At 69.5% G+C, this 14,510-nt stretch carries 13 protein-coding genes; 4 read left to right on the top strand and 9 right to left on the bottom strand.

The features are described from left to right. Positions 1 to 78: 78 nt before the first annotated feature. Positions 79 to 1,677, bottom strand: a complete 1,599-nt coding sequence (locus ACFWBQ_RS10270) for a polyamine aminopropyltransferase (RefSeq protein WP_385486166.1) — start codon at positions 1,675 to 1,677, stop codon at positions 79 to 81. 116 nt (positions 1,678 to 1,793) lie between these two features. Continuing rightward, complete coding sequence (locus tag ACFWBQ_RS10265) at positions 1,794 to 2,315, bottom strand: DUF2617 family protein (RefSeq protein WP_385486164.1); 522 nt, start codon at positions 2,313 to 2,315, stop codon at positions 1,794 to 1,796. Between the two features lie 708 nt (positions 2,316 to 3,023). Here ACFWBQ_RS10265 and ACFWBQ_RS10260 point away from each other — a divergent pair. Continuing rightward, complete coding sequence (locus ACFWBQ_RS10260) at positions 3,024 to 4,205, top strand: pyridoxal phosphate-dependent aminotransferase (RefSeq protein ID WP_385486162.1); 1,182 nt, start codon at positions 3,024 to 3,026, stop codon at positions 4,203 to 4,205. 106 nt (positions 4,206 to 4,311) lie between these two features. Here the strand turns inward: ACFWBQ_RS10260 and ACFWBQ_RS10255 are convergent, their stop codons facing one another. From ACFWBQ_RS10255 to clpB, 3 genes are all read right to left on the bottom strand, one after another. Further along, a complete protein-coding gene (locus tag ACFWBQ_RS10255) occupies positions 4,312 to 4,857 on the bottom strand; it encodes a YbjN domain-containing protein (RefSeq protein ID WP_385486160.1) in 546 nt (181 codons plus the stop codon). Positions 4,858 to 4,928: 71 nt separating this feature from the next. Beyond that, positions 4,929 to 6,194: an MFS transporter gene (locus ACFWBQ_RS10250; protein ID WP_385486158.1), complete on the bottom strand. Its 1,266-nt coding sequence runs from the start codon at positions 6,192 to 6,194 to the stop codon at positions 4,929 to 4,931. Positions 6,195 to 6,581: 387 nt separating this feature from the next. After that, positions 6,582 to 9,182, bottom strand: a complete 2,601-nt coding sequence (clpB, locus tag ACFWBQ_RS10245) for an ATP-dependent chaperone ClpB (protein WP_385486156.1) — start codon at positions 9,180 to 9,182, stop codon at positions 6,582 to 6,584. Positions 9,183 to 9,320: 138 nt separating this feature from the next. Here clpB and ACFWBQ_RS10240 point away from each other — a divergent pair, with 138 nt between their 5' ends. Beyond that, positions 9,321 to 9,722 (top strand): pyridoxamine 5'-phosphate oxidase family protein, encoded by a 402-nt coding sequence (locus ACFWBQ_RS10240; RefSeq protein ID WP_385486154.1) that lies wholly within the window; start codon positions 9,321 to 9,323, stop codon positions 9,720 to 9,722. A 102-nt stretch (positions 9,723 to 9,824) separates the two neighbouring features. On the opposite strand, the gene ACFWBQ_RS10235 is transcribed toward ACFWBQ_RS10240, so the two are convergent. Then, positions 9,825 to 10,145, bottom strand: coding sequence for a (2Fe-2S)-binding protein (locus ACFWBQ_RS10235; RefSeq protein ID WP_329209504.1), 321 nt, complete (start codon positions 10,143 to 10,145; stop codon positions 9,825 to 9,827). Beyond that, positions 10,142 to 10,402: a 5'-nucleotidase gene (locus ACFWBQ_RS10230; protein WP_385486152.1), complete on the bottom strand. Its 261-nt coding sequence runs from the start codon at positions 10,400 to 10,402 to the stop codon at positions 10,142 to 10,144. Before ACFWBQ_RS10230 ends, ACFWBQ_RS10235 begins: the two co-directional genes overlap by 4 nt. 179 nt (positions 10,403 to 10,581) lie before the next feature. Here ACFWBQ_RS10230 and ACFWBQ_RS10225 point away from each other — a divergent pair, with 179 nt between their 5' ends. Beyond that, positions 10,582 to 11,562, top strand: a complete 981-nt coding sequence (locus ACFWBQ_RS10225; protein WP_385486150.1) for a helix-turn-helix transcriptional regulator — start codon at positions 10,582 to 10,584, stop codon at positions 11,560 to 11,562. Between the two features lie 303 nt (positions 11,563 to 11,865). Next, positions 11,866 to 12,732 (top strand): LuxR C-terminal-related transcriptional regulator, encoded by an 867-nt coding sequence (locus tag ACFWBQ_RS10220; protein WP_385486148.1) that lies wholly within the window; start codon positions 11,866 to 11,868, stop codon positions 12,730 to 12,732. A 30-nt stretch (positions 12,733 to 12,762) separates the two neighbouring features. On the opposite strand, the gene ACFWBQ_RS10215 is transcribed toward ACFWBQ_RS10220, so the two are convergent. Further along, a complete protein-coding gene (locus tag ACFWBQ_RS10215) occupies positions 12,763 to 13,209 on the bottom strand; it encodes a heat shock protein transcriptional repressor HspR (protein WP_014155378.1) in 447 nt (148 codons plus the stop codon). A gap of 1 nt (position 13,210) precedes the next feature. Then, the gene (gene dnaJ / locus ACFWBQ_RS10210) at positions 13,211 to 14,398 is read right to left on the bottom strand and encodes a molecular chaperone DnaJ (protein ID WP_385486146.1); all 1,188 of its coding nucleotides are present in this window, start codon (positions 14,396 to 14,398) and stop codon (positions 13,211 to 13,213) included. Positions 14,399 to 14,510 lie beyond the last annotated feature (112 nt).

Here is a 14,510-nt window from a genome sequence, read left to right as displayed (position 1 = left end):
CGAGCCTACTCAGCCGGGGCCGTCCCGTCAGCGCTTCCACACCCCGTACACCGTGAGGTCCACACCGCCCCGCCCTGCTCACGGTTCCTCCCAGTAGCGCGGATGCACCAGCGTCGACGGCAGGGCACCCCTCAGCCGTACACGCTCCGCAGAGCGCTCGGCGGCCCGCAGCTCCCGTTCCCCCAGGGACCGCAGCGTCGGCACCCGCGGGTCGAGGCCGAGCGGGCCCAACGCGTGCGGAGCGGCCAGCACGAACCCCCAGTCGTGCGGCGCCTTCGACTCGCCCGTGGCCCGGTCCGGGCCCGCGGCGAAACCGTTGAGTCTGCCCTCGATGCGGTACGGGAGGGTCGCCAGGCCCCCGGCCCTCATCGACGCCTCCACCGTCCAGAACGTCTCCGGCCTGCTGCCCAGTGGCCCCGCGTGCACCACCAGCCGGCCGGCCGGGGCCAGGACTTCCGCGACCAGACCGTAGAACTCCGCCGAGTAGAGCTTCGTACTGGCCGTGATCCCCGGGTCGGGCAGATCCGAGATCACCACGTCGTAACGGCCACCCGTGGCACGCAGCCAGTTGAACGCGTCCCCGTCGGCCGCCGTCAGCCTCGGATCCCGGTATGCGTGCCCGTTCAGCCCGGAAAGCGCAGGGTCCGTGCGGGCCAACCGGGTGACGGCCGGATCGAGCTCGACCACCACGACGGACTCGACATCCGGATAGCGCAGCACCTCGCGGGCGGCCAGCCCGTCGCCCCCGCCGAGGATCAGCACCCGATCGTGCCGGCCCCTCATCACCGGGTGCACCAGCGCCTCGTGGTAGCGGTACTCGTCGCGCGAGCTGACCCTCAGCCGGCCGTCCAGATAGAGGTCGAGCGAGCCCCGCCCCGGGCCGGTGAGGACGACCTCCTGCACCTCGGTCTGCACGGCGACCCGCACCTCGTCCCCGTACACCGCGCGCCGCGCCGCCCTCTCGAAGTCGTCGACCAGGACCGTGGCCGTGGCCAGCAGGATGATCACCACGGCGTTGACGACGATCAGCAGCCAGCGCGCGCGGGTGCCGAGATCCCGCCGGAACACCCACAGCACCAGCGCCCCGCCCGCCGCCGCGTTGACCGCACCGGTGAACAGCGCACCGGTGAGCTGCCCCATCATCGGCAGCAGCAGGAACGGAAACGCGAGCCCGCCGACCAGCGCGCCCACATAGTCGGCGGCGAAGAGATCGGCGACGGCGCCGCCCGCGTCCTGCCGGTCGACCCGCTGGATCAGCGTCATCAGCAGCGGGATCTCCGCGCCGATGAGGATCCCGATCGCGAGCGAGAACCCCACCAGCGCGTAGCGCGACTCGCCGAGCCAGGCGAATGACGCGTACAGCACCAGGGCCGATGAGCCGCCGACCAGCGCGAGAGCGGCTTCGATCAGTCCGAATCCGACCGCGGCGCGGTTGCATAAACGTTTCGCGAGAAGCGACCCGATCCCCATCGCGAACACCATCACGGACAGCACGACGGAGGCCTGGGTAACCGAGTCACCGATCAAGTAGGAGGCCAGTGCAACCAGTTCGAGCTCGTACACCAGACCGCATGCGGCGCAGATGAAGACCGCGGTCAGCACGAGGAAGCGGCCGGTCCTCGGCCGTACGGGAAGTCGCGCCGCGCCCCCTCGCAGCGACACCTGCTGGTCGATCATGAGGCGAACGCTACGTTACGAATTCGTCGCCACCTGTCACCCACAAGGGTGCAAGTGAGGCACGCCGGAGGCGCGTTGAACGCGCCCCGCACCGCCCCGGCCGGACCCTCGCCCGTTCACAGAACCGGCGTCGGCATCCGCACACCCACCCGGGTCCGGGTCACCACCAGTTGCCCCTCCTGCGGATACGCGTGCCAGGTCCGCCACCGCACCTGACCCTCCGAGAACTGCGCCAGCATCGCCGTGAAGGCATACGGGCTGCCGGGAAACGTCCCCGCAAGGCCGTGCGGATGATCGGTCACCAGCGCGAGCAGCTCCTGCGCGCGCCCCGCGAACGAGCCCTCGGAGAGAGTCTCGACGCGCGCAGCGAACTCGTACTCCCACTCGCCCATGCGCTTGGCGACGCCGAGCGGCAGGGGCGTGCTGCTGCCCGGAATGCAGGCAACGGTCTCGGAACAGGTACCGCGCTCCTCTTCCAGGAGGACCTGGTGCGAGGCACCGAGCAGTCTCATCTGCAGCTTGGCGCACGGGAGTTGGAGGTCGAGGACGGCGAGGGCCGGCAGCGGCTCCCGCCCCAGCGCCCAGGCCAGATCGGCGGCACGAGTATCGGAATAGGCGGTCTGGAGGGTCGTGAGCATGGGTCGGCTCCGCAAATCACGCATGGACACACGGACAGGAGGCGCCCCCGGTGCATCGCACGTGGGGGAAGGGGAACGCCGAATCGACCCGAATGGGGTCCGATGGCTGAATGTTCCCTTCACAGCGAGGGAATCATGAAGTACGCCGTACTCACAGCGTTTTTACCCAACTTGACGTGGTTTCCATCCCCTCGGGGGCAGCACGGTTCACCTGTTCCCGAAGAACCCCAACGAAAAGGTGCCCGGCGGGAGTTCACCCACCGGACACCTCACGGACGCGGCGCCCGCTTCCCGGTCGGCACACCCGGGTCAGCTCCCCCCGCCGCATCCTCCCCCGCCACCGCAGGACGAACTGCTGCTGCCACCGCCGCACGAGTGACCGCCTCCGCACGAGTGACCGCCCCCGCTGTCCCCGCCGCCCCACCAGCCGGAAGCCCCGGCCCCGCCTCCGCCGGAGGCGGACGAGTACCGGCGCCGGCCGCGCCCCGCCGGCACCTTCTTCCTGCCGGCCGCCCTTGCCAGGAGCGCGACCGCACCGCCCATGACCACCAGGACGACCACGATGAAGATGAAAAGCTCCACCGACCTCACATCCTTCTGTCCCCCGAAGCGAGGTCCCCCGCTTCTCACGTGACAGGGGGATTCCCTCGCCCTGCCGCGGCCAAAGCAGACTTGAGCAACTCCAGAGCTTCGGCACAGGATGGCGCCATGACACAGGGACGACCGCTGCTCAACCGCCGCCTCGCCGAGTTCGGCACGACGATCTTCGCGGAGATGTCTGCACTGGCCGCACGGACCGGATCGATCAATCTCGGCCAGGGCTTCCCCGACACCGACGGCCCCGAGGAGATCCGCGAGGCCGCGGTGCGGGCGCTGCGCGCCGGCCACGGCAACCAGTACCCACCGGGCCCCGGCGTGCCCGAGCTGCGCACTGCGATCGCGGAGCACCAGCAACGGCGCTACGGACTGGCGTACGACCCCGACACCGAGGTCCTGGTCACGACGGGCGCCACCGAGGCCATCGCCGCCGCCCTGCTGGCCCTGCTGGAGCCCGGCGACGAGGTCATCGCGCTGGAGCCCTACTACGACTCGTACGCCGCCTGCATCGCCATGGCGGGCGGCACCCGCGTCCCCGTCACCCTTCACCCCCACGAGGGTGCCTACCGGCTCGACCTGGACGAGCTGCGCGCCGCCGTCACCCCGCGCACCCGTCTGATCCTGCTCAACACCCCGCACAACCCGACCGGCACCGTCCTGACGCGCGAAGAGCTGGCCGCCGTCGCCGAGCTCGCGTGCGAGCGCGACCTCCTCGTCGTCACGGACGAGGTCTACGAGCACCTGGTCTTCGAGGGCGAGCACATCCCGCTCGCCTCCTTCCCCGGCATGCGCGAGCGCACGGTCTCCATCAGCAGTGCGGGAAAGACATTTTCGTTCACCGGCTGGAAGGTCGGCTGGATCACGGCGAACCCCGCCCTGGTCACCGCGGTCCGCTCCGCCAAGCAGTTCCTGACGTACGTGTCGGGCGGGCCCCTCCAGTACGCGGTCGCCGAGGCACTGCGCCTGCCCGACAGCTACTTCGACGCACTGCGCGCGGACCTGCGCGCCAAGCGCGACCTGCTGAGCAACGGCCTCGCCGAGGCCGGCTTCGAGGTCTACAAGCCTGCCGGAACATACTTCGTCACCACCGACATCCGGCCGCTCGGCGGTGAACGGGACGGCCTCGCCTTCTGCCGGGCGCTGCCGGAGCGGTGCGGGGTCGTCGCCATCCCGAACGCGGTGTTCTACGACCACCGCGAGCAGGGCGCACCCTTCGTACGCTTCGCCTTCTGCAAGCGTACGGACGTACTCGCCGAAGCGGTCACCCGCCTGAAGAGCATCGGTCCGAGCTGAGACCGCCCGGACGGGAAGAAGCCCCGCCCGGACAGGAAGAAGCCCGGCCCGGCGGCGCGGTCGCGATGACCGCCGCCCCCGGCCGGGCTGTCGCTCCGGCGCCGGATCAGGCCTCCGGGGACTCCTCGCCCTCGGACTTCTCCTCGGCGGACTCCAGGCCCAGGCGCTCCACGAGCCACTTGTCGAACTCGATCGAGGCCCGCACCCAGCTGACCGTCGAGGAGACGAAGTGCTCCAGGCTGACGCCGGTGCCGATGAGCATCTGCGCCTCACCGATCAGCCGGACGGAGGCGGCAGCGCCCTCCTCGCCCTCGTGGGCATGCGTGTAGACCTTGGGCCACAGGGTGCGGCGGTTCCAGTCGTCGATAGCGTCGAGGAGGACGGCGCGCTGGTCGACGGCGTGGGGGCGGTCGTAGAACGTACGGACCGAGAAGACCTGCTGCTCATCCTCGCCGCGGAACATGAAGTACGTGCGGAACTCTTCCCACGGCGCTGCGAGGTCACCCTCGTCATCGACGACGTACTTCAGCTCCATCTGCTCGAGAAGCTGCTTGACGAGGTCCTGGTCAGGGACAACGGGCCCCTCGGGTCCTGCCGCCTGCGGCTCGGGCTGGCCCCCGAAGTTGGGAATCGAGGACGGGTCGATAGACATCGCTGGGTACTCCTGTGGATCGCTCGTGGTTTCCTGCCATCGACCCTAACCGCGATCGGCGGCCAGTAGTCCTACGCCCTCAGGGGAATCGTCCCCGCGCCGCTCCCACGAGCCCGCGACCAGGCAACCGCGACCAGAATCGCGCACAGCGTTCCCAGAAGTCCCGCCCCTCCGATCGTGTCCGAGCACGATCCGGACAGCTCCGCCGCCAGACCGCCGGCCGCGACGCCGATCCCCTGCATGGCGGTCAGCCCCGACCTGGCGAGCCCCAGTACCTGGCCGCGCTGGCCGGCCGGGGTGAGCAGGACGAAGGTGGCTCCGGCGGTGATCTGGTAGGCGGAGCACACTCCCGATGCCATCAGCAGCAGGACGGCCACCCCGACACCGGGGCCCGCCCAGTACACGAGCAGCGGCAGATTCGCGCCGATCGCCAGCGGCCCGAGCAGACGTCGGCGCCAATCGTCCCCGACGCCCGCCCGCCCGAGCAGGGCCGCCCCCAGCACCATTCCCGCCGGGTGCGCCGCGAGCAGGAGCCCCACGGAGGCGCCGCCCCCGCCGGCCTCGTCCGCGAACGGAGCGGCCAGTCCCTCCGGCAGCACGATGAATCCCGCCAGCCATCCCAGGCCGACCAGCGCCCGCAGCCGGGGGTCCGCCCAGATCAGTGCCGCCGCGCTCCCGACCTGGGTGCGCAGCCTCTTCTGCCGCCCGTCGTCGCTCGCGATCGGCCGTGCCTTCACACCGAACCTGATCAGGGTCGCCGAGACCAGGAACGATGCCGCGTTCAGCCCCAGGGAGGTGTGGCTGCCCAGCCACACCACGAGCACACCGCCACCGGCGAAGCCGACCAGCTGCCCGGTCTGGTGGGTGATCAGCATGACCCGCTGGCCACGCTCGTACCTCCGCTCGCCGAGCACGGTCGGCAGCAGAGCGCCCTGCGCGGCGCCGAAGGGCGCCTCGGCCAGCTGCGCCAGCACCAGCAGCGCCGCCAGCAGGGGCAACGGCGTCCCCGGGAGGGCCATCAGCCCGACCAGAACGGCGCGCACCAGGTCGCATCCGACCATGACCGTCCGCCGGGGAAAGCGATCCGCCAGGCCGGACAGCAGCACCCCGGACAGCAGGGCGGGCAAGGTCGTCAGGGCATACGTCGCCGCGGTCCAGCCGGCCGACTCGGTACGTTCGAAGACCAGCAGCGACAGCGCCACACGCGCCAGCTGGTCGCCCAGGACCGACTGAGCATAAGCCGCCCAAAGAGTGCGAAATTCGCTGAGGCGAATTAGGTTGTCACTTTTGCAATCCTTCGGCTCCGTGCTTATCTCATCAGGTATGCGCTCCGTCATGCGCGTACCTTACCGGCTTCCAAATTCCGCATATGCCCCCTCCGACAGATCACGAAAGGTGGTCCGGAGTGTCCTGGTATTGAGCGGAAACCGCTTGGTTGCCTGGCCGTTGACCGGAGTGTGATCGGGATACGGATATGCGCCGGCCTCGCCCGGAGAACACCCGGGGGCAGCGCACTGCGCCTGCCATTCGGCCACGGAATGGACATTTTCGGCTCAATTTGGCGGGCGGCTGCGCAGCGCGGCTCGACTTACTTCTCCAGCCCGCCACCAGGGCGCTTCAACAATCAAGGGTGTCGGATGCACACATCAATGCAAACGATGCTGCACACAAACGTGTCCCCGGCCGGGACGCAGGGTCCTCGGGCCGGGGACACGACACGTGGTCTACCTGACCTTCTCCGAGGTCACGGACCTCACGACCAGACCGTCCCCGGCCCGGTCCACCCGCACGGTGTCGCCGTCCTTGACCTCGCCCGCGAGGATCTCCTTCGCGAGCCGGTCACCGATCGCCGTCTGGATCAGCCGGCGAAGCGGCCGGGCACCGTAGGCCGGGTCGTTGCCCTCCACGGCCAGCCAGGCCAGGGCGTCCGGGGTCACGTCGAGGGTGATCCGGCGGTCGGCCAGCCGGCCCGCGAGGCGGCCGACCTGGAGGCCCGCGATGTGGGCGAGCTCGTCCCCGGACAGGGCGGAGAAGACCACCAGGTCGTCGAGCCGGTTGAGGAACTCCGGCTTGAAGGATGCCCGTACGACATCCATGACCTGCTGCTTCTTCACGTCCGGCTTGGTCAGGGGGTCGACCAGGAACTGGCTGCCGAGGTTCGACGTGAGGATCAGGATGGTGTTACGGAAGTCCACCGTCCTTCCCTGCCCGTCGGTGAGCCGGCCGTCGTCGAGCACCTGCAGCAGGATGTCGAAGACCTCGGGGTGGGCCTTCTCCACCTCGTCGAGCAGGACGACGCTGTACGGGCGGCGGCGGACGGCCTCGGTGAGCTGGCCGCCCTCCTCGTAGCCGACATAGCCGGGCGGGGCGCCGACGAGCCGGGCGACGCTGTGCTTCTCGCCGTACTCGCTCATGTCGATGCGGATCATGGCCCGCTCGTCGTCGAACAGGAAGTCCGCGAGCGCCTTGGCCAGCTCGGTCTTGCCGACCCCGGTCGGGCCGAGGAAGAGGAACGAGCCGGTGGGACGGTCGGGGTCGGCGATCCCGGCGCGGGTGCGGCGTACCGCGTCCGACACGGAGCGCACGGCCTCGGTCTGGCCGATGAGCCGACGGCCGAGCTCGTCCTCCATGCGCAGGAGCTTCTGGGTCTCGCCCTCCAGGAGGCGTCCGGCCGGAATGCCCGTCCACGCCCCGACGACGTCGGCGATGTCGTCCGGTCCGACCTCCTCCTTGACCATGGTGTCCTTGGAGGCCTCCTGCTCGGCCTCCGCCGCTTCGGCCAGCTCGCGCTCCAGGCCGGGGATCTCCCCGTACAGCAGCTTGGACGCGGTGTCGAAGTCGCCGTCGCGCTGGGCGCGTTCGGCCTGGCCGCGCAGTTCGTCCAGGCGCTCCTTCAGCTCGCCGACGCGGTTGAGGCCCTGCTTCTCCTTCTCCCAGCGGGCGGTCAGGCCGCGCAGCTCCTCCTCCTTGTCGGCGAGGTCGCGGCGGAGCTTGTCCAGGCGCTGCTTGGAGCCTGCGTCGGTCTCGTTCTTGAGGGCGAGCTCCTCCATGTGCAGGCGGTCGACGGCTCGCTGGAGCTCGTCGATCTCCAGGGGAGAGGAGTCGATCTCCATGCGGAGGCGGGAGGCGGCCTCGTCGACCAGGTCGATGGCCTTGTCCGGAAGGAAGCGGGAGGTGATGTAGCGGTCGGAGAGAGTCGCGGCTGCCACCAGCGAGGAGTCCGCGATCTGGACCTTGTGGTGCGCCTCGTACCTGCCCTTGAGGCCACGCAGGATCGCGATCGTGTCCTCGACGGACGGCTCGGCCACCAGGACCTGCTGGAAGCGGCGCTCCAGCGCGGGGTCCTTCTCGATACGCTCGCGGTACTCGTCCAGCGTGGTGGCACCGACCATACGGAGCTCACCGCGGGCGAGCATCGGCTTGAGCATGTTGCCCGCGTCCATCGCGGAGTCGCCGCCGGCGCCCGCGCCGACGACGGTGTGCAGCTCGTCGATGAACGTGACGATCTGGCCGTCGCTCTCCTTGATCTCGGAGAGGACGGTCTTGAGGCGCTCCTCGAACTCGCCGCGGTACTTGGCACCCGCGACCATCGCGCCGAGGTCGAGGGAGACGAGCCGCTTGTTCTTCAGCGATTCGGGGACGTCCCCCTTGACGATCCGCTGGGCAAGCCCTTCGACGACGGCGGTCTTGCCGACGCCCGGCTCCCCGATGAGCACGGGGTTGTTCTTCGTACGGCGGGACAGGACCTGGACGACGCGGCGGATCTCCTGGTCACGTCCGATGACGGGGTCGAGCTTGCCCTCGCGCGCGGCGGCCGTGAAGTCGGTGCCGAACTTCTCCAGGGCCTTGTACTGGCCCTCCGGGTCGGGTGTGGTCACCCGGCGCCCTCCCCTGCTCTTCTCGAATGCGTCCAGCAGCTTCTTCGCACTGGCTCCCTGCCGAGTGAGGATCTCACCGGCGCGGCCGCCCTCGGCGGCGATACCGATCAGCAGGTGCTCGGTGGAAAGGTAGTCGTCACCGAGTTCCTTCGCCCGCTGTGCGGCGTCGGAGATGACGGCGAGCAGCTCACGGTTGGGCTGCGGCGGGGCGACGGTGGATCCGGTGACGCTGGGCTGTGCGCCGAGGAGCTGTTCCGTCTCGGCACGCACGGCCACCTGGTCGGCGTCGGCCGCGGCCAGCAGGTCGGTGATGTTCGCGTTGTCCTCGCCCGCGAGCAGTGCAAGCAGCAGATGCCCGGGGGTGAGGTCGGGGTGCCCCTCCTTGACGGCCCTGCTGGTGGCCGCGTTGAGGGCGTCCCGGCTCCTGTTGGTCAGCTCGGCGTCCACGGGCGCTGTCTCCTCCCTGGTACGGGTGTTTCTCGGCTTCACGGAAGTTTGACTCGAATAACGGGTACAAAGTTGAGTCTATTCCACTCAAGCTTGACCGGGTGCGAGCGTCGGGGCCCGTCTCTCTAGGCTGACCCCATGCCTGATGTACGCAACCCCGGACCCGATTACCTGGCCTTCTGGCGGGAGCGCCATGTGTGCACCCTGACGACGCTCCGCCCGGACGGCACCCCGCACGTGGTGCCGGTCGGCGTGACGTACGACCCGCAGACGCGACTGGCACGTGTCATCACCAACAAGAACAGCCGGAAGGTCGCCCACATCCTGGCGGCCGGCCCGCAGGGCGCACGGGTCGCGGTCTGCCAGATGCAGGGACGCCGCTGGGCGACCCTGGAAGGCCTCGCGGCGGTCCGTACGGAGCCCGGGCAGGTGGAGGACGCGGTACGCCGCTACGCGGAGCGGTACGAGCGCACCCCGGCGCACAACCCCGACAGGGTCGTCATCGAGATCGCCGTGGACCGGGCGCTCGGCAGGGGCTGAGAAATCCACCCGGACAGCACAACGGCGCCATCGTGTTCAGGTCACGATGGCGCCGTTGTGTGGGGGAAGCGCCTGAACGACATGGAACGACGGGGGAATCGTTCAGGCACTGCGGGGGGTGGCGGAGATGGCTTCTTGTTCGAACAGCTCGTGGTCCCGCTGATCGAGATTGACGAAAATCATGCCGTACCTCACGGCACAGCGAACCGGCTGCGGCGCTCCGCGCGGCCGGCGAAGACAGCGATAGGCGCGGACGTCGTCGTCCGTTTCCATCACCACGACGATCGGCTCTCCGAACAGGGTGACCATCAACGAATCGCCACGGCCGGTGAGCGCCGTGAGCAGATCGATGAAGTGCCACCCTGACCGGTAGGCCGTGGCCATTTCACGTCGGAACGTGCGGTCGTCCGGAGGGGTGGTCATGCGCCGGTAAGGGTCGGAGCGGACCAGGCGATGTCACCGGGCGCAGGCGCGGCCGGAACACCCCAGGCGATGTCACCCGGAGCCGGCGCGGCCTCGACGCTCCAGGCGATGTCACCCGGTGCGGACGCAGCCGGAACACCCCAGGCGATGTCACCCGGAGCCGGCGCGGCCTCGACGCTCCAGGCAATGTCACCCGGTGCTGCGGCAGCCTCCCCGCCCCATGCGATGTCGCCTCCGCCCGCCAGTCCAATGCCCAAGGCTGCAACGAACGAGGCGGCAAGCGCCGAGCGAAGCATTCGCTTATACATAGTCGGCTTCGTCCTCACTTGTGGTTTCTTCTCCCCCGCACTTAAGACGATGTCTCACCCAGGCACTCGAACACCACTGAGTCGATGCATCATGTTCCTGCATGTTCAGGAACCTGGGGGGTGGAGATATGACCACAAGCTACACAAAGCCGACACATCCTCACGGGATCACCGAACTATGCGAAGAGGGAGGGCGCTTGTACGCCAGCGCTTTGCGCTCCGGGCGCATCGCCCGCACCGAGGTGGCGTCCGCTCCGTGCCTGATCGACTTCGCCCTGCTGCACCCCGACCCCGACGACGCGGACTGGCTCCGCCCCGTGCCCCCGTCCGCCGCGCTGGCCAAGCACCTGCACCCGCTCGAACGCGAGATCCTGGAACGCCGTCGTCGCTCCGTCCTGCTCACGGAGTCCTTCGAGCCCTACATGGACATCAGCGCCCAGGACCCGCCGACCACCCACGCCATCACCGTCCTCGAAGGCGCCCACCGGATCAACGCGGCGCTGGACCTCGCCACGGCCGAGTGCCGGACCGAAGTCCTGACCGTCCAGCCGGGGGGCGGCCGGAGCGAAGACCGCCTCATCGAGGCCCTGGAGCGGGGCCTGTCCGTCGTGGACCGCGGCGTACGTATCCGCACGCTCTACCAGCACACCGTGCGGCACAGCCCCAGCACACTGGCGTACGCCGAACGCATCGCGGACGAGAACGTGGAAATCCGCACGCTCGAGGAACTCATAGAGCGCCTGATCATCTTCGACCGCACGGTCGCATTCATCCCCGCCACGAACGACCGTCAAGTCGCTCTGGAACTGCGGCATACGGGGCTGATCGAGTACCTCGTCAAAGTCTTCGAACAACTCTGGACCCGAGCAGCTCCTCTGCTGGAGGAAGTCAAGTACAACCCGACATCCCTCGGCATCAGCGGAGTTCAGCATTCGATAGCCCAACTCCTCGTCGAGGGACACGTCGACGACTCAATTGCCCGTCGTCTCGGCATGAATGTCCGCACCTGCCGCGCACATGTGGCCAAACTGAACGCCGCTCTCGGCAGCAACAGTCGCGCCCAACTCGGCTATCTGATCGCGCAGTCAGGGATCCTGGATCAGGAGTGACCTCGATTCGTCCGGCGGGTGCGGCCGCGCCGGGGGAGGATCCCGACCACACCCCGAGTGCCCCGGAGGAGTCGCTCGCTCCTCCGGCACGACCACGATTCCCCCAGAGTTAGGCTTCCGCCACCGTCATCTTGTTGCAGTGCAAAAAAATGAGGGACCCAAATCGACGCGGAAAAGGCAAAACCGACCCATTCCCATGGGAATCGAGAGCTGTGCGACCCGGCGATACGGCTGTACGAGGAGGCGCTGCACGCGGGACGCCTCCCCCGCGCCGACCTGGACTCCGCCCCGTGCCTGCTGGAGATGGGCCTCGTCCAGCCCGACCCGGGCGACGACGCGTGGCTTCGACCGGTCCCGCCGTCCGCCGCTCTGGCCCACCTGCTGCAGCCCATCACCAGGGAGATAGACGAGCGGATACGGCTGACCGCCGCGCTGTCCGGGGCCCTGGCGCCGCTGATGGCCGTCGCCGATGAAGACCCCAACCACGCGATCACCGTGCTCGAAGGCCGGTCGCTGATTATTTCCGTGCTCCGGGAGGCTTCCACCCATGCCAAGGAGGAGGTCCTGACGGTGCAGCCAGGAGGCAACCGGCTCGCGCACAACATGCGGCAGGGGCTGGAGAACGCCCGTTCCGCGATCGCCTCAGGAGCCCGTCTCCGGCATCTCTACCAGCACCCGGCACGCTACAGCCCCGGGCTCAAGGACTATCTGGCGGAGATACCGTCCGACCGCCTCCAGGTGCGGACCGTCGAGCAGACCGTCGACCGGCTCATCATCTTCGACCGCGCCGTGGCCTACATCCCTGCCACTCCCACGCGGGAGACCGCCCTGGAAATCCGCCATCCTGCCCTCGTCGCCTACCTCACCCAGGTCTACGAGGTCCTCTGGGCGCAGGCCACCCCCCTCGCCCAGCAGCTGCCGGCGACCGTCCCCGGCACCCCCGTCACCGCCGTCCAGCAGAGCGTCGCCCGGCTGCTGGCCGAGGGCCACGTCGACGACGTGGTGGCCCGCAAGCTGGGCATCAGCGTCCGCACCTGCCGCTCCCACATCTCCAAACTCATGCAGACGCTCGACGCCACCAGCCGGACCCACCTCGGGGCGCTCATCGTCCGGTCCGGCATCGCGGAGGCCGGCACCGGGACAGCGCAGAGGCCCGCCCCCGGGTCATGAACTCCGAAGGGCGGGCCTCTGCAGCCAATTTCAGTCCTTCGGCCTCTTGGGCCGCCAGACGACCAGCGCACTGGTCTGCTGCACATCCTGGTACGGCACCAGGTCACGCCGGTACGAGGCATGCACCTGGGCCTCGCGCTGCTGCATGGCCACGGCCGCGCCGTCCACCGCCGCCGAGAGCTCGGCGACGCGCTGCTGGAGCGCTGCGACCTGGTTCTCCAGCTCGATGATGCGCTTGATGCCCGCCAGGTTGATGCCCTCGTCCTGCGACAGCTGCTGCACCGTGCGCAGCAGCTCGATGTCGCGGGCCGAGTAGCGCCGGCCGCGTCCGGCCGTGCGGTCCGGCGAGACCAGGCCGAGGCGGTCGTACTGGCGCAGCGTCTGCGGATGCAGGCCCGAGAGCTGGGCCGCGATCGAGATCACGTACACCGGTGATTCATCGGTCAGCTGGTACGGATTGCGTCGACGGCCGTCCATCTCAAGCTCCCTTCGCAGCCTGGAACAGCTCCGCCCGCGGGTCCTCCCCCGCGGTCGCCTTCCGGTAGGCCTCCAGCGCTTCCTGCGCCTCTGCGCCGAGGTCCTTGGGCACGGACACCTCGACGGTGACCAGGAGGTCGCCACGGGTGCCGTCCTTGCGCACGGCGCCCTTGCCGCGGGCCCGCATCGTACGCCCGTTGGGTGTTCCGGGCGGGAGTTTCAGGGTGACCGGAGGTCCGCCGAGCGTGGGGACCTTCACCTCGCCACCGAGTGCTGCCTCCGCGAAGGTGACGGGCACCGTGACGGTGAGGTTGTCACCCTTGCGGCCGAAGACCGGGTGGGCGTCGACGTGGACGACGACGTACAGGTCGCCGGCCGGACCGCCGCGCTCGCCCGGGCTGCCCTTGCCGCGCAGACGGATCCGCTGGCCGTCCAGCACGCCCGCCGGGATCCGCACCTGCATGGTGCGGGCGGACTTCGCCCGGCCGCTGCCCTTGCAGACCTCGCAGGGGTCCTGGGCGATGAGGCCCCGGCCCTTGCAGTCCACACAGGGATCGGTGAGCGAGAAACCGCCGCCGCTGCCGCGTGACACCTGACCGGTGCCGACACAGGTCGGGCAGACCCTCGGGGTGCCGTTCCTGTCGCCGGTGCCCGAGCATGCCTTGCAGGGCGCCTGGCTGGACATCCGCAGCGGGACCGTGGCCCCGTCGACCGCCTCGGTGAAGCTGAGCGTCACCTCGGACTCGATGTCCTGGCCCCGGCGCGGCTGCACGCGGGTGCCCGCACCGCCCCGGTTGAACAGTCCGCCGAAGACGTCGCCCAGGCCGCCGCCACCGCCGAACCCGCCGGCACCGCCGCCCTGGCCACCGCCCGGTGCGCCCCCGAAGAGGTCGCCCAGGTCGAAGTTGAAGTTGCCGCCCGCACCGCCGGGACCCGCCCGGAAGCCTCCGTTGCCGAAGAGGGCGCGCGCCTCGTCGTACTCCTTGCGCTTCTTGGGGTCACCGAGGATGTCGTTCGCCTCGGAGATCTCCTTGAAGCGCTCCTCCGCCTTCGCGTCGCCCTTGTTGGCGTCCGGGTGGAACTCGCGGGCGAGCTTCCGGTACGCCTTCTTGACCTCGGCGTCGGTGGCGTCCTTGGGGACGCCGAGGACCTTGTAGTAGTCCTTCTCGACGAAGTCCTTCGTGCTCATCGACGTCCCTCCTTCCGGACGATCGGCCGTGGGGGGGGGGCGGGGGGCGCCGCCCCCCCCCCCCCCGGCGGCCCCCACACGAAGGGCGAGGTGGGGGGGAAAGAGGAGGAGC

The organism is Streptomyces sp. NPDC060035, assembly GCF_042736635.1.
In the GTDB taxonomy this organism is placed as follows: domain Bacteria; phylum Actinomycetota; class Actinomycetes; order Streptomycetales; family Streptomycetaceae; genus Streptomyces.
The sequence above is the reverse complement of the archived record's forward strand: the minus strand, read 5'-3'. Positions and strand labels throughout refer to the sequence as shown.

Coding starts and splice junctions, on each gene's coding strand:
- dnaJ (WP_385486146.1), bottom strand. CDS start 14,398: ATGAGCACGAAGGACTTCGTCGAGAAGGACTACTACAAGGTCCTCGGC.
- ACFWBQ_RS10255 (WP_385486160.1), bottom strand. CDS start 4,857: ATGTCTATCGACCCGTCCTCGATTCCCAACTTCGGGGGCCAGCCCGAG.
- ACFWBQ_RS10240 (WP_385486154.1), top strand. CDS start 9,321: ATGCCTGATGTACGCAACCCCGGACCCGATTACCTGGCCTTCTGGCGG.
- ACFWBQ_RS10260 (WP_385486162.1), top strand. CDS start 3,024: ATGACACAGGGACGACCGCTGCTCAACCGCCGCCTCGCCGAGTTCGGC.
- ACFWBQ_RS10235 (WP_329209504.1), bottom strand. CDS start 10,145: ATGACCACCCCTCCGGACGACCGCACGTTCCGACGTGAAATGGCCACG.
- ACFWBQ_RS10220 (WP_385486148.1), top strand. CDS start 11,866: ATGGGCCTCGTCCAGCCCGACCCGGGCGACGACGCGTGGCTTCGACCG.
- ACFWBQ_RS10270 (WP_385486166.1), bottom strand. CDS start 1,677: ATGATCGACCAGCAGGTGTCGCTGCGAGGGGGCGCGGCGCGACTTCCC.
- ACFWBQ_RS10250 (WP_385486158.1), bottom strand. CDS start 6,194: ATGACGGAGCGCATACCTGATGAGATAAGCACGGAGCCGAAGGATTGC.
- ACFWBQ_RS10265 (WP_385486164.1), bottom strand. CDS start 2,315: ATGCTCACGACCCTCCAGACCGCCTATTCCGATACTCGTGCCGCCGAT.
- ACFWBQ_RS10215 (WP_014155378.1), bottom strand. CDS start 13,209: ATGGACGGCCGTCGACGCAATCCGTACCAGCTGACCGATGAATCACCG.
- ACFWBQ_RS10225 (WP_385486150.1), top strand. CDS start 10,582: ATGACCACAAGCTACACAAAGCCGACACATCCTCACGGGATCACCGAA.